Annotated in this window: 17 protein-coding genes and 1 pseudogene; 9 read left to right on the top strand and 9 right to left on the bottom strand. The window is 76.4% G+C overall.

The annotated features are described in order from the left end of the window. Nucleotides 1–87: 87 nt before the first annotated feature. Nucleotides 88–714: a hypothetical protein gene (locus tag ACIRVF_RS37015; protein ID WP_402828240.1), complete on the top strand. Its 627-nt coding sequence runs from the start codon at nt 88–90 to the stop codon at nt 712–714. A 5-nt stretch (nt 715–719) separates the two neighbouring features. Here ACIRVF_RS37015 and ACIRVF_RS37010 read toward each other — a convergent pair whose 3' ends face one another. Continuing rightward, a complete protein-coding gene (locus ACIRVF_RS37010; protein ID WP_402828237.1) occupies nt 720–1,508 on the bottom strand; it encodes an alpha/beta fold hydrolase in 789 nt (262 codons plus the stop codon). A gap of 134 nt (nt 1,509–1,642) precedes the next feature. Here ACIRVF_RS37010 and ACIRVF_RS37005 point away from each other — a divergent pair, with 134 nt between their 5' ends. After that, a complete protein-coding gene (locus ACIRVF_RS37005) occupies nt 1,643–2,569 on the top strand; it encodes a LysR family transcriptional regulator (protein ID WP_402828338.1) in 927 nt (308 codons plus the stop codon). Here the strand turns inward: ACIRVF_RS37005 and ACIRVF_RS37000 are convergent. Genes ACIRVF_RS37000 through ACIRVF_RS36990 form a run of 3 tightly spaced genes read right to left on the bottom strand, consistent with a single transcriptional unit; the run spans nt 2,551 to nt 5,158 of the window. Beyond that, nucleotides 2,551–3,105, bottom strand: a complete 555-nt coding sequence (locus ACIRVF_RS37000) for a hypothetical protein (RefSeq protein WP_402828234.1) — start codon at nt 3,103–3,105, stop codon at nt 2,551–2,553. The genes ACIRVF_RS37005 and ACIRVF_RS37000 overlap by 19 nt on opposite strands. Beyond that, a complete protein-coding gene (locus ACIRVF_RS36995) occupies nt 3,105–3,665 on the bottom strand; it encodes a DinB family protein (RefSeq protein ID WP_402828231.1) in 561 nt (186 codons plus the stop codon). The genes ACIRVF_RS37000 and ACIRVF_RS36995 overlap by 1 nt, the downstream gene beginning before the upstream one ends. Next, on the bottom strand, nt 3,662–5,158 hold the full coding sequence (locus ACIRVF_RS36990) for a LysR family transcriptional regulator (RefSeq protein WP_402828228.1): 1,497 nt from the start codon (nt 5,156–5,158) through the stop codon (nt 3,662–3,664). The genes ACIRVF_RS36995 and ACIRVF_RS36990 overlap by 4 nt, the downstream gene beginning before the upstream one ends. Before the next feature lie 65 nt (nt 5,159–5,223). Here ACIRVF_RS36990 and ACIRVF_RS36985 point away from each other — a divergent pair, with 65 nt between their 5' ends. Next, nucleotides 5,224–6,012: an NAD(P)-dependent oxidoreductase gene (locus tag ACIRVF_RS36985; protein ID WP_402828225.1), complete on the top strand. Its 789-nt coding sequence runs from the start codon at nt 5,224–5,226 to the stop codon at nt 6,010–6,012. Here ACIRVF_RS36985 and ACIRVF_RS36980 read toward each other — a convergent pair. Then, complete coding sequence (locus ACIRVF_RS36980) at nt 6,009–7,778, bottom strand: hypothetical protein (protein WP_402828223.1); 1,770 nt, start codon at nt 7,776–7,778, stop codon at nt 6,009–6,011. The genes ACIRVF_RS36985 and ACIRVF_RS36980 overlap by 4 nt on opposite strands. A 172-nt stretch (nt 7,779–7,950) precedes the next feature. Between ACIRVF_RS36980 and ACIRVF_RS36975 the strand changes: the two genes are divergently transcribed. The 5 genes from ACIRVF_RS36975 (at nt 7,951) to ACIRVF_RS36955 (ending at nt 13,080) form a co-directional block, all read left to right on the top strand. Then, nucleotides 7,951–8,172 carry a dTMP kinase gene (locus ACIRVF_RS36975; protein WP_402828220.1) on the top strand — a complete coding sequence of 74 codons (222 nt, stop codon included), beginning with the start codon at nt 7,951–7,953 and terminating at the stop codon, nt 8,170–8,172. 217 nt (nt 8,173–8,389) lie between these two features. Further along, a complete protein-coding gene (locus tag ACIRVF_RS36970) occupies nt 8,390–9,631 on the top strand; it encodes an MFS transporter (RefSeq protein WP_402828217.1) in 1,242 nt (413 codons plus the stop codon). A gap of 281 nt (nt 9,632–9,912) precedes the next feature. After that, nucleotides 9,913–10,776 (top strand): BPL-N domain-containing protein, encoded by an 864-nt coding sequence (locus ACIRVF_RS36965; protein WP_402828214.1) that lies wholly within the window; start codon nt 9,913–9,915, stop codon nt 10,774–10,776. Nucleotides 10,777–10,858: 82 nt separating this feature from the next. Continuing rightward, entirely contained in the window at nt 10,859–11,500 is a 642-nt protein-coding gene (locus tag ACIRVF_RS36960) for a maleylpyruvate isomerase N-terminal domain-containing protein (RefSeq protein WP_402828336.1), read from the top strand. Nucleotides 11,501–11,862: 362 nt separating this feature from the next. After that, nucleotides 11,863–13,080 (top strand): FAD-dependent monooxygenase, encoded by a 1,218-nt coding sequence (locus ACIRVF_RS36955; RefSeq protein ID WP_402828211.1) that lies wholly within the window; start codon nt 11,863–11,865, stop codon nt 13,078–13,080. A 289-nt stretch (nt 13,081–13,369) separates the two neighbouring features. Here ACIRVF_RS36955 and ACIRVF_RS36950 read toward each other — a convergent pair whose 3' ends face one another. The 4 genes and pseudogenes from ACIRVF_RS36950 to ACIRVF_RS36935 form a co-directional block, all read right to left on the bottom strand. Then, nucleotides 13,370–13,792 carry a hypothetical protein gene (locus ACIRVF_RS36950; protein ID WP_402828208.1) on the bottom strand — a complete coding sequence of 141 codons (423 nt, stop codon included), beginning with the start codon at nt 13,790–13,792 and terminating at the stop codon, nt 13,370–13,372. A 74-nt stretch (nt 13,793–13,866) separates the two neighbouring features. After that, nucleotides 13,867–14,270, bottom strand: a pseudogene (locus tag ACIRVF_RS36945) (ATP-binding protein); the annotation flags it as partial. A gap of 269 nt (nt 14,271–14,539) precedes the next feature. Beyond that, the gene (locus ACIRVF_RS36940; RefSeq protein ID WP_402828205.1) at nt 14,540–14,956 is read right to left on the bottom strand and encodes a VOC family protein; all 417 of its coding nucleotides are present in this window, start codon (nt 14,954–14,956) and stop codon (nt 14,540–14,542) included. A 25-nt stretch (nt 14,957–14,981) separates the two neighbouring features. Beyond that, complete coding sequence (locus ACIRVF_RS36935; RefSeq protein WP_402828333.1) at nt 14,982–15,332, bottom strand: helix-turn-helix transcriptional regulator; 351 nt, start codon at nt 15,330–15,332, stop codon at nt 14,982–14,984. A gap of 147 nt (nt 15,333–15,479) precedes the next feature. Here ACIRVF_RS36935 and ACIRVF_RS36930 point away from each other — a divergent pair, with 147 nt between their 5' ends. Further along, nucleotides 15,480–16,571 carry a PP2C family protein-serine/threonine phosphatase gene (locus tag ACIRVF_RS36930; protein ID WP_402828203.1) on the top strand — a complete coding sequence of 364 codons (1,092 nt, stop codon included), beginning with the start codon at nt 15,480–15,482 and terminating at the stop codon, nt 16,569–16,571. The last annotated feature ends 788 nt before the right edge of the window (nt 16,572–17,359 follow it).

Raw genomic sequence — 17,359 nt, 5'->3', positions numbered from 1 at the left:
ACAGCCGGGAACCCCTGATGTCCCACCGTTGCACACCCGCCGCCCTGCGGCCCGTCGAGCGCCTCCCCGCCCTGGCACACTGGCCCGATGACGACCGACGACGAGCTGCTGCGCCGCCAGGGCGCCCTGCAGGCCGAGGCCGACGCGGTCCACGCGGACCTGGACCTGGACGAGCGGCTCGGCGCCCTCGGCACGCCGGTGCGGGTGGGCAGTTCGGCGCTGGGGCTGATGGTGCGCCGGGACCTGGACGTCACCGTGGTGTGCCCGCGCCTGGACCGGGCCGCCCGCGAGCGGGTGGCCGCGCTGGGCGCCGGCCTGGCCCTGCACGAGCGGGTGCGGCAGGTGCGCTGGCGCAACGACACCGGCGCCTGGAACGAGGACCCCGGCGCCTACCCGGACGGCCTCTACCTGGGCCTGTCCTACCGCGCCCGGGCCGCGGGAGCCCGCGGGCACTGCCCCGAAGGCCCCCGGGAGTGGACCCTGGACCTGTGGTTCGTCGACGACCCCGCCCGCCAGCCCGACCTCGCCCACCTGCGCGAGCTGCCCCCGCGGCTGACCGCGCAGGCCCGCACCGCGATCCTGCGGATCAAGCACGCCGTGGCCGACAGCCCCGAGACCGGGCGTGCCGTGCGCAGTTGGGAGGTCTACCGCGCCGTCCTGGACGAGGGGGTGCGCACCCCCGAGGAGTTCGCGCGCCGCCGCGCCGGCGCCTGATCCCCTCACCCGCCCGCGCGGGCCATCTCCCGCACCACGGCGCGCAGCAGCCGGTTGAAGGCGGCGGGCTGTTCCTCGTGGGGCATGTGGCCGCTGTCCGGGACGACGTGCAGGCTGGCGTGCGGGGCGAGGCCGGCGAGGGTGCGGGAGACGGCCAGGGGGATCTGGGTCTCCTGCTCGCCGTGGAGGAAGGCCAGGGGCAGGTCCAGGCCGGGCAGCAGGGGGCGCGGGTCGTAGAGGGCGGCGTGGGTGAAGATGCTGTCGACGGCCGGGCTGGAGTGGAGGATCTGCGCGATGGTGGCGGCGTGCAGTTCGGGGCCGGCGGTGCTGCCGTACCAGGTGGGCACCCACTCGTGGACGAAGGCGGTGCGGTCGGCGGCGAGGTTGGCGCTCAGTTCGCGCAGTTCGGCGGCCATGCCGGTGCCGGGCCAGTGGCCGGAGCCGTCGACGGAGACGACGCCGCCGACCAGTTCGGGTGCGGCCGCGGCGGCCGCCAGGGCGTAGGTGGCGCCGATGGAGCTGCCGACGAGGACGGGCGCCCGCAGGTCGAGGGCGTCGATCAGGCACAGCAGGTCGGCGACGTTGCCGGCCAGGGTGTGGCCGTCCTTAGGGCGTCCGGAGCGGCCGCAGCCGCGGCAGTCCACGGCGATCAGCCGGTGGTCGGCGGCGAGGTCGGCGAACTGGGCCTGCCAGACCCGGCCGCTGGTGGCCCAGCCGTGGACGAGCACCAGCGGCCGGCCGGTGCCCAGGTCGCGGTAGAAGAGTCGGGTTCCCTGGACGTCGACGTACGGCACGGCGCTGCTCCCTGGTTCGTTGGCGGGTCCTGCGGTCCTGCTGGCGGGGTCCAGTCCACCGCGTGGGCACCGGGCGTCCAAGGCGCATCCGGCTCGTACACTCATCAGGGATCGTGATCAGTCTGGGGGCGGGTGTGGAGCTGCGGCAGGTCCGGTACTTCCTGGCGGTGGCCGAGGAGTTGCACTTCGGGCGGGCGGCCGAGAAGCTGCGCATCGTCCAGCCGACCGTCAGTCAGCAGGTGCGGCGCCTGGAGCGCGAACTGGGCGTGGAGCTGTTCGACCGCAGCACCCGCAGTGTGGCGCTGACGGCGGCGGGCAGCGCGTTCGTGCCGCTCGCCCGGGCGGTGCTGGCGGCCGAGCGGGCGGCGGTGGAGGCGATGGCCGAGCAGCGTGACGACCGGGAGCGGGTGCTGCGCATCGGCACCAACATCGGGCTGGGCGCGCGGCTGGAGGGCCTGCTGGCGGCCTTGGCCGAACGGGCTCCGGGGCTGACGGTGGAGCTGTGCAGCGAGTCGGCGGCGGTGCGTCTGCAGCGGGTGCGCGACGGGGAGTTGGACGCGGCCTTCGTGCGCGGTCTGGAGCGCAGCCCGGGCCTGGACCTGCTGCCGGTGTGGCGCGATGCGCTGGTCGCGGCGCTGCCGGCGGGCCATCCGCTGGCGGCGGGCGGGCCGGTGGAGCTGGCGCGCCTGGCCGTGCTGCCGCTGCGGATCGCGGCGCGCGAGGCGAACCCGCACCTGGTGGACCTGGTCACCGGCGCGTGCCGGGCGGCGGGCGTCGAGCCGGTGCTGGGGCCGGAGTTCACCACCGATCAGGACACGCTGGCCGCGATCGGCACGGGCCGGCCGAGCTGGACGGTCTTCTACGCCTCGCAGGCCGCGGTGCTGCCGGCCGGCCGTACGGTGTTCCGCCCGTTCGCGAAGCCGCTGGCCCTGCAGACCTGTCTGGCGGTGCGTCCCAGCGCGCCGGCCCGCCGGCTGGCGCCGCTGCTGGAGGCCTGCCGCGGCATCGCCGGGCAGGCCGGCCCCGCTGGGGCGGGGGGAGTTCAGGGGCGGCCGGGGTGAGGGCCGCCCGGCCGGTGTTCGGCGCTGTCCGCAACGGCCCCGCGCCGTGGGCCGGTCGGCGCAGCGCTGCGGTGGGGCGGCGGCCGGCCCGGCGGCGCGGCCTGGCCGGGGTCGGGCGGGCGTTGGGCGAGGTGCCGTTCGCAGGCCTCGCGCAGGCGCGGGTGGCGCGCACCGATCGCGGTGAGCGCCACCCGCATCTTCGCGGCCGTGGGCAGCGGGTACGCCTCGTGGTGCAGGGCCAGGTGCAGGCGCACCGGGTCGTGCGAGTGCCGCACCCAGTCGTCCAGGGTGTGTTGCATCGACGTGCCGTTGTCGGTGCCGGACCACACGGCGACGTTCAGGAAGACGGTGCCCTGCCCGAGCGTGGCCTGCCCGGCGTGCACGGCGCGGGCGACGAGGTCGGCGATGTCGTGCGCGCCGTGGGCGTCGATGAGGTCGTCGACCGCTTCGAACAGCTCGTCCGGCAGGTCGTCCGTCTCCTGCCGCGGCAGCGGCACCGCGCACAGCCGCAGCAGGGCGGTGCCGGCATCCGTCACTACTGGCCCACCCGGCCGTCCACGCACTCGCGCAGCAGGTCGGCGTGGCCGCAGTGGCGGGCGTACTCCTCGATGCGGTGCACCTGCAGCTCCCGTACCGCGACGCCCTGCCTGCCCAGCCGCTCCCCCAGGTCCGGGTGGGCGGCCAACTCGGCGTCGAGTGCGGCCTGTTCGCGCTCCAGGTCGCGCCAGGCGGCCTCGACGGCGGCGGGGTCGGCCACCGCCTGGTCGAAGTCCGCGTCCCGCGCGCCGTACAGCTTGGGCAGCGGCTCACCGTCGGTGATCCAGTTGCGCCAGTCGCGCTCCACCGCCGCGAGGTGGCGCACCAGTCCGAGCAGCGACATCGTCGAGGGCGGCACCGAGCGCCGGGCCAGCTGCTCGGCGTCCAGGCCCTCGCACTTCATCCGCAGGGTGAGGCGGTAGTTGTTCAGGAAGTCGGCGAGGGTGGCGAGTTCGCCGTCCGGGGCGGGGCCTTCGCTGTTGCGCGGGTCCTGGTCGGGGTCGGCCCACATGTCGGGGTAGACGCTCGCCCGGGTCCATCGCTGGGGTCGCTCGGTCATGCTGGGCATGCTCGCCCACCACCTCCCCCTGCCGTCAAAGGGTTTACGGCGGGCGGCGGGCGGTCGCGGTTCGTCGCGGGGGGCGTCGAGCCGCTGCGGTGGTGCCCGGCCCGGGCCACCACCCGGGCACCGGGGGGCGTGGGCCTGGGCTGCGGCAGGCCGGGCTCGGTGGCGTGCCGGGGCGGGCCCGGGGGCGTACGGGCAGGTCGTCGTGCCGGCGAGGGACGTGTGGTCCCGCTCGTGTGGGAGCCGCATCCCGGGGCGCCCGGCCGTTGCCGGGGTGGATCCGGGCGCTGTCGGTGGATCCGGCCGTTGTCGGGGTGGATCCGGGCGCTGTCGGTGGATCCGGGCGCTGTCGGGGTGGATCCGGGCGCTGTCGGGGTGGGCGGTGGCCGGGGCCGTTCGCAGGCGGGTGCGGGCCGGGCCGCGGCGGCACCGGCCGTAGGAGCGCGGGCCCCGGCCCGGGGCGGGGCGGGGCGGGTTCGTCCTCGGCGCGTGCAGGGCCGGGTCCGGGAAGGGCACCGGCGCGGGGTGGGGGTGGGCGGGCGCGATCGTGGAGTGGGGGGCGGCCGGGTCCGGGGCGGCCGGGCGGGCTGGTTTGCCGCCGCCGCCCGCAGGAACCCCGTGAAGGCCGCCACGGCGGGGGCGAGCCGCCGTCCGCGGCGGGTGGCGGTGGACACGTGGCGCACGGGGGTGTCGTCCGGGTGCAGGGGGACCAGGGTGATGTCGGGGCGGGCGGCGCGGGCGGCGAGGGAGGGGATGAGGGTGGGGCCCAGTCCGGCGGCGACCAGGCCGAGTTTGGCGCTCCAGGCGCCGACGGCGTACTCGACGCGGGGCTGGAAGCCGCTGCGCAGGCAGGCCGCCAGCAGGGTGGACTCGGGGTGGCGGCTGGCCGCGATCCAGGGTTCACCGGCGAGTTCGGCCAGCCGCAGGCGGCGCCGGGAGGCGAGGCGGTGCGCGGGGGGCAGGGCGACCAGGACCGGGTCCTTGAGGAGCGGACGCACGTCGAACTGCTCGGTGTCGTAGGCGTCTTCGGCGATCTCGCGGTAGGAGGCGACGACGGCGAGGTCGATCGCCGCGTCGGCGAGCCGCTCCAGCAGGTGGGCGGTGAGCCCTTCGGTCAGGGCGATCTCCACCTGCGGATGGGCGGCACGGAAGGCGGCCAGGGCGCTGGGGACGAGTTCGGCGTTGGCACTGTCGAAGGCGCCCACCCGCAGGCGCCCGGCGCCCAGTTCGGTGAGGGCGACCAGGTCGCGCCGGGTGGTGTCCAGGCGCTCCAGCAGGGCCTCGGCGTGCGGGAGCAGGGTGCGCCCGTGCTCGGTCAGCCGGACGCCGCGGGCCAGGCGGTCGAACAGCGGGACGCCCAACTCCGCTTCCAGAGCGGCGATCTGGCGGGAGACCGCGGACTGGGTGAAGCCCAGGCGCTCCCCGGCGGCGGTGAAGGAGCCCAGGTGGGCGACGGTGCGGAAGGCATCCAGCCAAGCCATGTCCATTGCGCATGGATACCATGCCGGACATTCGCTTGTCGCCTGGCTTCGGGCTGCCTAGCGTTGCGGCCATGGAAAAGATCGCCTTTCTGGGCCTGGGCCGGATGGGGCGGCCGATGGCCCGTCGCCTGGCCGCCGCCGGCTACCCGTTGACCGTGTGGAACCGCTCCCCCGGCCGCGCCGGCGGCCTCACCGAGGCCGCGAGCCCGGCCGAGGCCGTCGCCGGGGCCGGCATCGTCGTCACCATGCTGTCCGACCCGCACGCCGTGGCCGCGGTCGCCGCCCGCTTCACACCCCACCTGGCCCCGGGCACGCTGTGGATCGACATGTCCTCGATCGGCCCGCAGGCCGTCGCCGGCCTGCGCGCCCAACTTCCGGACGGCGTCGCCATGGTGGACGCCCCGGTGATCGGCAGCGTCGGCCCGGCGGCCGACGGAGCCCTGGGCGTCCTCGCGGGCGGCGAGGACGCCGACCTGGAGCGCGCCGAACCCGTCCTGGCCCACCTCGGCCGGGTGCGGCGCTGCGGCGGCCCGGGCACGGGAGCGGCACTGAAGGTGGCGGTGATCGGCGGGATCGTGGCCTCGGTCACCGTGCTGCACGAAGTCCTCGCGGTCGCCGGGGAGTTGGGTGTCTCGCAGGACGTGGCACTGGAGGTGCTGGCGGCCGGGCCGCTCGCGGGGGCCCTGGCCCGGGCGCGCAGCACGGAGTCGGACTTCCCGGTACGCCTGGCCGCCAAGGACCTCGCCCTGGCGGGCGGCGGGCACCCGGTGCTGTCGGCGGCCCGGCAGGTCCTGCTGGCCGACCCGTCGATCGCGGACCTGGACCTGTCGGCGGTGGTGGGGGCGCTGCGCGAGGACTAGGGCATTTCCGGGCGGGCCAGTTGTGCGCGCAGGCGGCTGGCGGCCAGGGTCTCGGGGTGGTCGGCGCCGAGCAGGTGCGCGCATTCGAGGACCAGGGCGTCCAGGAGCCGGACGGCCCGGGCCGCGGAGCCGCAACGCCCGAGGGCGTAGGCCCGGTCCCGGCGGGTGGCCAGGGTCTGCGGGTGGCCGGGCCCCAGCAGACGCCGACGCTCGCGCACCAGGGCGCCGAAGAGCTCCGCGGCACGCTCCCAGTCCCCGGCCCGTCCGATGTTGACGGCGTGGTTGTTGCGGGCGGCCAGGGTTTCCGGGTGGCCGGGGCCCAACTGCCGCTCGCAGTCGTCGATCAGCGCCACGAGCAGCGCGGCGGCATCCACGTGGGCGCCGGCGTTCCCGACGTTGAGGGCATGGCCGTTGCGGGCGACCAGGGTCTCGCGGTGACCGGGCCCCAGGACCCGCGTGAACCGGACGACCAGGTCGTCGTAGATCTCGGCCGCCCAGGCGGGATCGCCCCCGGCGCCGACGGTCCTGGCGTGGTTGCCGCACACGGCCAGGGTCTCGGGGTCGTCGGGGCCGAGCACGCGCACGGCGTCCGCGACGAGCAGCTCCCAGCGCCGCATGGCCCGGCCCGCCGCGGCGGCGCCGGCCTCGGCGGCCCGGGCCCGGATCTGCGCCCGGTCCTGAGCCCGGGTCAGGGCCGGGGCGGCTGCGGCGGCTGCGGCGGTGCGCGCCCGCTGCGCCCGCCCGGCGTCCTGCCCGGTGGCGGGGTTGTCCCGGTTGTCCGCAACAGCCGGGACAACCCGCACAGCCGACTGGGCCTGCTCCCCCAGCTGGGCCTGCTCTCCCAGCTGCGCCAGTTCCTCGCTGACCCGCTCGATCGCCTCCCCGTCCGCGTCGTTGACGGCCGCGGCCCTGGCGAGCGCCTGCTCGATGTCGTCGCCCACCGGGTCGGCGCGGGCCGCGCCCGCCACCCCCTCGGCCACCGGGCGCGCAGCGCCGAGCGGGCTGTCCTGCTCGCCCGCCCGCAGCCGGTCGAGTTCGTCGGTCAGCCGCCGTACCTGCTCCTGGACCCGGGCGGCGAGTTCCTCGGCCCGCCGCTGCTTGTCCTCGGCCCGCCGCAGTTCCTCCCGGGCCCGGCGCTCCTGGTCCAGCGCCCGTGCCAACTGCCGCTGGGCCTGCTCCAGTTCGTGGGACCGGCCGTGGCCGCGCAGTTCGTCGCGCTCGGCACACAGGTGGCAGACCCGCTGCTCCAGCCGGTTGATCATGTAGAGCAGGGCCATCACCAGCTGCGCGGAGTTGTGCGCGGTGCGTTCCAGGACGGCCTGCTGCTCCAGCGACCTGGCCAGCCGGTCGTAGGTGTCGATCTGCTGCCTGCGCGCCTCGGCCAGCTCCACCGCCAGGCCCGCCGGAACCGGAACCGGGGCCGGCTGCGGGGCCGGGGCGCGTACGAACGGGGGCGTGAACGCGGCCACGGGGGCGGGTGCGGGGGCCGGGTGCTCGGCCGCGCGCAGGCGGGCGAGGGCCTCGGCCCGCCGGCGCTCGCGCAGCCGGGGCTCGGGCACGGCGGCGGCCACCAGCGCGAGGACGAAGTCCCGCTCGGGCAGCCGGCTGCCGGCCAGCCGCGCACCGACCTGCGTCTTGGAGCGGTTGAGCGCCGCGGCGATCGCGGTCATCGTCAGGCCGCTCGCGTCCACCAGGGCACGCAGGAACATCGCCAGTTCCCGGCCCTCGGCGCTCTGCGCCCGGATCGGCCCCCACGGCCTGCCCATCGCCTCAACCCCCGCCCGCATCCCCGGAGTTGTCCGGGACGTCCCGGGCCAACCCGGCCGTTGTCCGGACCTTACCTGCAGGAACGCCCCGAACAGGGGCGGATCAACCGGACCGGTGCCACATTCCTCCCCGCCACCTTGCCGTGGCGCCACCGTCGCGAGGAGAACCGCCGTGCACCTGCCCCTCCTGCCGCTGTCCGGCCGCACCGCCCAACGAGTGCTGCTGGTCGCCCTGCTGACGCCCGCGCTGCTGGTCACCGTGCTCGCCGCCGTCCCGGCCCTGGTCGTCCTGCCCTTCCTGCCCGGCGGCACCGACCGCGCCGTACGCCTGCTGCACACCCACACCGCGCAGCTGCGCACCCTGCTGAACGCCTCGCGCGCCGCAACGCGCTGAACGGACGCGCACGAGAAGACGCACCGGGAACACGCGGCGGGAACACGCGCCGAAAAGACGTGCCGGGAAGGCGTACTGGGAGGAACGCCTGGGAGGAACCTCCAGCCCCGGGCCCGGGTGCGGCGCACGGCTTGGTGGCCGGCGCCGATGGCCGGGCCCCACGCCCTGCGATGGACTGGGGGGCAGCAGCACCCCTCGACCGGTGAAAGGCGCCCCCGTGTCCGCTCGCAGGCCCGCCCGTGCCCGCGGCGGTGTGGACGCCATCGTCCGCCTCGCCGGGCCGCGGCTGCCCGTCGTCTCCTTCCTCGCGCGCCTGCCCGCCGCCCTGTGCCCGACCGGGACGCTGCTGATGGTCACCGCGCTCGCCGGGGTGGGCCGCGGCGGCGTGGTGGCGGGGGTGCTGTGGGCGGGGCAGGCGGTGGGCGGGCCGCTGGTGGGGCGGCTGGCCGACCGCCGGGGCCACCGTGCGGTGGTCCTGGCCGCGTCGGTGGCCAACGCGCTGGCCACCGCCGCCCTGGTGCTGGCGGCGCTGGCCCGTCTGCCCGTGCCCGTGCAGGCCGGCTGCGCGGTGCTCACCGGTTTCACGGTGCCGCAGATCGGGCCGCTGTCGCGGACCCGCTGGATCGCGCTGGCCGCCCGGCGCCCCGACGGGCCCGAACTGGCCGCCGGCGCGCTCGCCTTCGACACCGTGGTGGACGAGACGAGTTTCGTGGTGGGTCCCGCGCTGGTGGGGGTGCTGGCCTGGGCGGTGCACCCGGCGGCGGGGCCGGTGTGCGCCGCGGTGCTGACGGCGGTCTTCGGCGCGCTGTTCGCGCTGCACCCGACGGCTCCCGCGGCGGCGGCCCGGGAGCCGTCGGCGGGGCGCCCGCGCCGCGGCGCGCTGCTGGTGCTGCTGGCGGTGTCGGTGCTGCAGGGCGTGGTGTTCGGCGCGACCAACACGGGCGTGCAGTACCTGGCCCGGGGTGACGTGGGCGCGGGCGGGCTGGTCTGGTCGGCGATGGGTGTCAGCAGTGCGGCCGCCGGGTTCGTCCTGACGTCCTTCTCGGCGCGTTTCGATCTGACGGCGCGGCTGCGGACGGCCCTGGCGGTGCAGGCGCTGCTGTCGCTCGTGCTCCTGTCGGTCGACACGGTGGCGGGCGCGACGGCGGCGGTGGCCGCGATCGGCCTGGCGGTGGCCCCGACGCTGATCGCGGTGTTCGCACTGGCCGGGCGGATCACGCCGCCCGAGCGGATGGGCGGGGCGATGACGCTGCTGGGCAGCGGGCTGATCGCCGGGCAGGGCCTGGCGGTGACGGCCGCCGGGCCGCTGGCCGGTGCCCGCGGCCACACCGCGGCCTTCGCGCTGGCCTGCACGGCGGGCGCCCTGGCCCTGCTGCTGGCCCTCACCCTCGCCCGCCCGCGGCGCTTCCCACCGCTGCCCACCGCCCCGAACCCCCTCCCCGCCGCCCCGGCCACCTGAGGACCACCCGAGCCCGCCGAGGACCGCCCGACCCGGTGAGCACCGCCCGGGCCCGCTGAGGACCACCCGCCCCGGTGAGCACCGCCCGGGCCCGCTGAGCACCGCCCGGGCCCGCCGAGGACCGCCCGGGTCCGGTGAGGGCCGCCCGGGGAGTCCCGTGCCCGTCAACCACCGCCCCGGGGTTCACCCGATCAGGGTGGCCGGTGTGCAAGCCGGGGCGGCCGCCACGTAGCGTCGTAGCATACGAAGCAAGGCCGGGGAGGGCGACAGGAGTGCAGGTCATGAGGGCTGGACGGGTCACCGCGGCGCTGGCGCTGGCGCTGGCGGTGCTGGTGCTGGTGGCGACGGCCTGCGGGGCGCCCCCCTCCGGCAGCAACGGCGACGCCGCCGCCCGCACGGGCCAGGCGGCCAGGGCCGGCAAGGCCGCCCAGGACCCCGAGGGCCGGCCGCTGGCCCTGGTCTACCGGGGCCCGGCCGCCTGCGAAGGCTGCCCGGAGGCCGCGCACGACATGCTGGAGCACGACGGCTTCGCGGTGCGCTACATCGGACCCGGCGAGGCGGACCGCTTCGGCCCGAACGCGCTGTCCGGCGCGGCGCTGTTCGTGCAGCCGGGCGGCACCAACGGGCAGGAGGTGAGCACCGCGTGGCGCCTGCTGGGGCGCGACCAGGGCTTCTCCCCGGAGCTGGTGCGCTCCTACGTGCGCGGCGGCGGGCACTACCTGGGCCTGTGCATGGGCGGCTACCTGGCGGGCCGGGAACCGGGCTACGGCCTCCTGCCGGGCGACTCCGGCCAGTACATCAGCTCCCAGGGCGCCGTCGTCACCGACGAGCAGGACCACCTGCTCGACGTCCTGTGGCGCGGGCAGCCGCAGAAGATGTACTTCCAGGACGGCCCGTACTTCGACGTGAACGGCCCGGGCGTGGAAGTGCTGGCCCGCTACACCAACGGCCGGGCCGCCGCCCTGGTCGCCTCCTACGGTGCGGGGCGGGTGGCGGTCAGCGGCCCGCACCCGGAGGCCCCCTCGGAGTGGTACCGCGAGTACAACCTGCCCGACCAGTCGCAGACCGGCCTGGGCCTGGGCCGGGACCTGCTGCACACCCTGATGGGCACCGCACCCGCGGGCACCGGCACACCGACGCCCTGACCCCCCGCCCCGCCATCACCCCACGCGCGTCCGTGGACGGACACCGCGAGCCCCCTGCGCCCCGGCGGCCGCACCGGACCGCATCCGCGCCGCCACCGACCGCCTGCTGCGCACCACCGCCCGCCTGAGCGACGCCGACGTCCGGACGCCCTCGCCGCTGCCGGGCCGGTCGCGCGGGCACGTACCGAGGCACCCGGCGCGCAGCGCCGGCGGCGGGCGGCGCGGCGGTCCTGGCCGCGCACGGGTGTGCCGGCCCAGGAGGACCCGGGCCCGGCGCAGCGGGAGGCGCAGACCGAGGCGCAGACCGAGGCGCAGATCGAGGCGGGGGCCGGGCGAGCTGCCAGCCGGCGTGCGCGCGAGCGCGGCCGCTTCCGGGGCCGAGTACCGGTGGGTGCCGGCCGGGGGTGGGCAGCGCCCGGTGCGGTGGACACGCGGCCAGGAGCGGCCCGCCGTGCGGGCGGCGCACGCGCGCCGTTGCGAGGTGCTGGTGCCCCGCGGGGACCTGGACGCCGGGTTCACGCCCGCCCGGTGGCCGCCGGTCTTCACCCGCGCCGTGCTGGCCCGGGTCGCCGCGGCCCTCGCCGCCCGAGCGCAGACCCGGCCGTGCGGCTGCGGGTCACCGGCAGCGGCGGCGCACACCCGCGGCGCGGCGTACGAGCCCGGCGCGGTGCGGGCGCCGGGGTCGCCGGCCCGGGCGCCGCAGTGTGCTGCCAGGCCCGGCTGACGGGACGCGCCCCGGCGCCCGCACCGGGGCTGCCCACTCCGCCGTTCCTGGACGGACCCGCACCCACCCGCACCCACACCCACCCACACCCACCCACGCCCACCCGCACCCACACCCACCCGACCCGGCCGCCCCGACTCGGCCCGGCCCGGCCGCCCCGACCGCCCGACCGCCCGACCGCCCGACCGCACTAGTGCACCCCGCCGGGTGCCGGCACGGCCCCCGCCTGCGCCAACCCCGCCCCCGCTCCCCCGCGCCGCCCCGGAGCCGCTCCAAGGCACCCGGTGCACTAGGGCGCCAATCCCAATCAGCCCCAGAACAAGCCTTGTTGAGGCGGATGCGTACGGCGTACGGTTGCGGGTGTGGAGAACACCGACATCCTCATCTGCGGCGCCGGCATCGCCGGCCCCGCCCTCGCCCACTGGCTGCGCCGCCACGGCTTTCGCCCCACCGTCGTCGAACGGGCCCCCGGCCCGCGCCCCGGCGGGCAGGCCGTCGACCTGCGCGGCGCCGGACGCACCGTCATCGAGCGGATGCACCTGATGGACCGGGCCCGCGCGCTGTGCGTGGAACAGCGCGGCATGGCCCTGGTGGACCGGCGCGGGCGGCACACCGCGCGGATGCCCGTCGAGCTGTTCGGGGGCGAGGGCATCGTCTCCGAGATCGAGATCCTGCGCGGCGACCTCGCCGACCTGCTGCGGGAGGCCACCGAGGGCGTGGAGTACCTGTACGACGACACCGTCACCGCGCTGGCCGAGGACGCCGGCGGTGTCACCGTCCACTTCGAGAACGCCCCCGCCCGCCGCTTCCACCTGGTCGTCGGCGCCGACGGGCTGCACTCGACGGTACGGCGCCTGGCCTTCGGCCCCGAGCGGGACCACTACCGCCCGCTGGGCGGCTACCACTGCTGGTTCACCGTCCACGACCCGGCGCTGGAGCGCGGCCTGGAGGGCTGGTTCCTGATGTACAACGCCCCCGGCGGGCTGGTCGCCGCCGTGCGGCCGGGCCGGCTGCCCGGCGAGGTCAAGGCCTCCCTGGGCTTGCGCTCGCGCCCGCTCGCCGTCGAGCGCCGCGACCCGGACGCCCAGCGGCGCCTGTTCGCCGCGCGTTTCGCCGGCGCGGGCTGGGAGGTGGAGCGCCTGCTCGCCGCGATGGCCACCGCCCAGGACTTCACCTTCGACTCCTTCGGCCAGATCCACCTGGAGCACTACAGCCGCGGCCGCACCGCGCTGCTCGGCGACGCCGGCTACAGCCCCAGCCCGCTCACCGGCCTGGGCACCAGCCTGGCCCTGGTCGGCGCCTACCTGCTGGCCGGTGAACTCGCCGCCGCGAAAGGCGACTTCACCACCGCCTACGCACGCTACGAGGAGCTGATGCGCCCCTACGTGGCCCGCGCCCAGCAGCTGCCGCCCGGCGGCGTGCCGGGCTACGCCCCCCACAGCGCCCTGATGATCCGCCTGCGCGCGGCCTCCATGCGCTGGATGGGCCGCCGGCCACTGCGCACCGTCCTGGCCGCCCAGTTCGCCAAGGCCGGCGACATCGCCCTGCCCGACTACCCCCTGCCCGAGCGCACCGCCTGAAACCGGGTCCGCGCGCCCCGGCACGCCCCGGCTTGCACCTGACGCGGCGTGAGGAGGAACGCTCGTGCCATGCCCTCCCGTGAAGAACAGCCCCGCTCCCAGGAACGGACCTGGAAGGCCGGCCCGCTCGCCGAAGCCGGCGGCCCGACCGTACGCACCCTGTGGCTTCGTTCACTTCCAGCGACAGCACGTGTCGATGACCTCGGGCAGCACGTGTCGGTCAAGGAGGCCGTGAATGTCCACCAGTTCTGGCGGCACTCCCAGGTGATGAGCGCGTGGCTGAACGGTGTTACCGGCCCTGGCCCGATGACGCTTCAAAGCAGGTGATGATCTCCTGGGCGTACTGATCCTCGGGAGCGAGCGTCTCAACGCCTTGGCGGGCCTGCTCGGTCCGGCCTGTGTCGCAGAGCAGCCGGACCGAGCAGTAGAGGGCGTCGCGGTCGCCGTCTTCGGCGCGCTCGTGGAGCTTCGCCTCCATCCCTCGGTCGCGAAGCGATCGGTTGAGCCGCCTGCGTGCGTGGACGTCAGTGCGGGCCAGCTCCGACAGTTCAGTGAGCCGTTGCGCGCAGACGAGCAAGTCCATGTGCCACAGATGGTTGTTGTGGGCGTTGTGGTCGACCGAGCAGCACTCGGCGTGGGCACTCACCAGGGTGATAGCCGTATCCCAGTCATCCGCCTGTTCCGCTTCCCGAGCCCGCTCGAACCACGTCATCGGACGAGTATCTCCGAGTGCGGGCCGACAAGGACCATCCACGTCGGGAGACTCGCAGGGCGGGGCTCGACGGTTCAGCCGGCGGCTTCTCCGCTGCGGGCCCGGGTGGCGGCGAGGCGCCAGGGATCAATGCCGGTCTCAAGGACGGTGCCGTTGAAGGTGAGGCGCTCGACGACGGCCCGCAGAGTCGGAGGGCGGTGAAGGCCTTGGTCCAGCCGCCGAAGGACCCGGTGGAAGCGATGGCGACGCTGTTCTTCTCGTCGCGTGCGGTGAGGACCTGGAAGAGAAGTTCGCCACCATGGCGGTCGAGTTCCGTGCAGCCGGGCTCGTCGATGCAGAGCAGGTCGACGCGGCCGTAGCGGGCGATGGTCTTGTCGAGCTGCTTCTCGTCAGCAGCCTCGACCAGCTCGTTCACACGTTTGGTCGCGAGGGTGGAGCGGACGCGGTAGCCCTTCATGGCGACCCCGGGGCCCCGGGCCGACGCCTGGGCCCCGCTGCGCGCCTTCCTGGACCGGGCCCGGCAGGTGTCGCGATGAGCGCCACGGTGATGCCCCCACACCTGCCGCCGCGCGTCGCCCCGCTGAGCACCCTGCCGGTGCTGGCCGTGGCCGCCGCCGTGCTGCCCGTGCCTGCCGCGGCCGGCCTGCTGCCGTGGCCGCCGCTGCCCGCCGTCGCAGCCGCCCAGGGCGTCCGGGCGTGGCTGGTCCACCGCCGCCTGGGCCGCCCTCGACAGCGGCGGGCCCGCGGCTACCTGCCGCGCGGCTGGTTGAAACGCAGCATGTTGCCCGCCGGGTCGCGGAAGGCGCAGTCACGCACGCCGTAGGGCTGGTCCATCGGCTCCTGGAGGACCTCGGCGCCGGCGGCGCGGATGCGCTCGAAGGTGGCGTCGCAGTCGTCGGTGCGGAAGATGACGCCGCGCAGCAGGCCCTTGGCCAGCAGTTCGGCCGCGGCCCGGCGGTCGTCCTCGGAGGCGTGCGGGTCGGCCAGCGGGGGTTCCAGGACGATCTCCACGCCGGGCTGTTCGGGCGAGCCGACGGTGACCCAGCGCATCCCCTCGAAGCCGACGTCGTTGCGCACCTCGAAGCCGAGCACGTCGCGGTAGAAGGCGAGGGCCTTGTCGTGGTCGTCGACGGCGATGAAGCACTGCGCGAGTTCGATGCTCATACCCGTCACGCTACGGGACCGCACCTCAGGTGCGCCGCACGGGACGGGTGCGGATCTTGGCGATGCAGGCGGGGATCGGCTCGCCGCCGGCGTGGTCACGGGCGCGGTAGGCGCTGGGGCTCTCACCGACCAGTTCGGTGAAGCGGGTGCTGAAGGAACCCAGGGACGTGCAGCCCACGGCCATGCACACCTCGGTGACACTCAGGTCGCCGCGCCGCAGCAGGGCCTTGGCCCGCTCGATCCGGCGGGTCATGAGATAGCTGTACGGGGTCTCGCCGTAGGCGGCGCGGAAGCTGCGCGAGAAGTGGCCGGGCGACATCAGGGCGGTGGCGGCCAGCGCGGGCACGTCCAGCGGCCGGTCGTACTCGCGGTCCATGCGGTCGCGGGCCCGGCGCAGCCGGACGAGGTCGTCGAGGGGCACTCGGGTGGGCACACCGGCAACGGTAGCGGGTGCGCCGCCAGAACTCCCCCGCCCGGCGGCGGCCCGCTCGCCCTCGCCGCGCCGCTGCGGCCACCCTGGAGGGTGGCCGCAGACGACGAACCGCCCTACCCGCGCGCGCCCGGCAACGCGGCGGTGGCCGCCGGGGTGCTGGTGGCCACCGCGCTGGTGCTGCTCGCCCAGGCGGCCAGCGGTCCCAGTTCCCGCCTGGTGCTGCTGCTGGTGTTCCTGCCGGCGCTGCTGGCGGGCCTGGGCACGGTGGCGCAGACGGTGGCCGCCTCGGTGTGGGTCACTGCCGTGGTGGCGGCCCACTCGGCGCTGTACCCGCCCGCGGACCTGCCGGCCCGGCTGGGCACCCTGCTGGGCGTGGTGGCCGCCGAGGCCGCGGTGATCGGCCTGTGCGCGCGGCGGGTGCGGCGCGAGCGCCAGCTGCTGCGGATGCGCCACAGCGCGGTGGCGCTGCAGCGCCAGCTGCTGCGGCCCCTGCCGGTGCGCACGGCGGAACTGGAGCTGTTCGGGCTCTACCGGCCGGTGGAGGAGGACACCCTGATCGGCGGTGACCTGTACGACGTGGCCAAGACCCCGTACGGCACCCGGGTGCTGGTCGGTGACGTGCAGGGCAAGGGCCTGCGGGCGATCGGCACGGGCTTCGCGGTGCTGAGCGCCTTCCGGGAGGCGGCGTTTCGGGAGGAGGAACTGACGGCGGTGGCCGACGCGCTGGAGGCGGCGGTCGAGCGCCACAACGCCTACGCCGTGCAGAGCGGCGAACTGGAGCGCTTCGTGACCGCCACCGTGCTGTGCGTGCGGCGCGGCGGCGACGTACGGGCCGTCAACTGCGGCCACCTCGCGCCGTGCCTGCTGCACCCCGACGGCCGGGTGGAGACGGTACGGCTGCGCTCCGGGGTGCCGCTGGGCCTGGCGGCGCTGAGCGGTGAGCCGCGGACGGCGGAGCGCTTCGCGCTGCCAACGGACACGGTGCTGGTGCTCCTGACCGACGGGATCACCGAGGCCCAGAACGCCCGCGGCGCGTTCTACCCCGCCGAGCAGGGCCTGGCGGAGCTGGCCGGCACCCCGGCCGCCGACCTGCCCGGGGCGCTGGACGAGCGCGCCCGGCACTGGAGCGGCGGACGCTGCCGCGACGACGTCACCGTACTGGCACTGCGCCCGGCCCACTGACCCCCACCACCAGCGCCCCCGGCACGCAGGGCCGCAGGCACACCCGGCACTTCAGCCACAGCCCCTGCCGCAACGACATCACCGCGCGGGCACTGCGCCCGGCCCACTGAAACCCCCACGATCGGGCCCCGGGGCGCGGGGTGTGGGCGACCAGGGGCGCGGTGCCGCCCCGGGGCAGAACGGCCGGGCAGTGCCAGGGGCTGTCCTCGGCACGGGCGATCGACAGGGCCGGTGCGGTGAACGCGGCGGCGTGCGGGACGCGCCCCCCTCGGTCAGGGCATCAAGCCGCGCGTGCTCGGCCAGCACCTCCGGCAACCCGTCGAGCCACACCAACACCAGCGCGCCGCAGCGCAGCGCGGCCAGCAGTTCCGCCACGCGCTGCACCCGCGGCGGCGTGCGGGACGCGCTTGTGCCGGTGTTCCTGGGCGCCGGGGCGCGGCGCGGCGGCGGCGCGGCGGCGGCCGGGTGCGGCTGGGTGCGGGCAGCGTGCGCAGAACCGGGCGTCGATGCGGATCCCGGACAGGTGCCGGCAGGCGGGCGGTGGTGGGCGGGGTGTCGGGGCACAGGGTCCGGTCCTCGCCCACGGCGGCGTGTTCCGGGTCCGGGTCGTCGTGCGTCGTGCAGGCCGCGAAGGTGGCCGGGCGGCGGGCGGCGGCGAAGGACCGGGCGGGGTGGGTGTTCACGGGCGGGAGCCTGCCGCGGCCGGGCCCGGCGGGGCATCCGCAGGTGCGGGGGCGGGCCGTCCGGTTCCCGGGCAGGGGCCCCGGTGCGGGTTCCGTCAGGGGCGT

Origin of the sequence: Kitasatospora sp. NPDC101157, from assembly GCF_044768255.1 — a bacterium.
Classification (GTDB): domain Bacteria; phylum Actinomycetota; class Actinomycetes; order Streptomycetales; family Streptomycetaceae; genus Kitasatospora.
The sequence above is the reverse complement of the archived record's forward strand: the minus strand, read 5'-3'. Positions and strand labels throughout refer to the sequence as shown.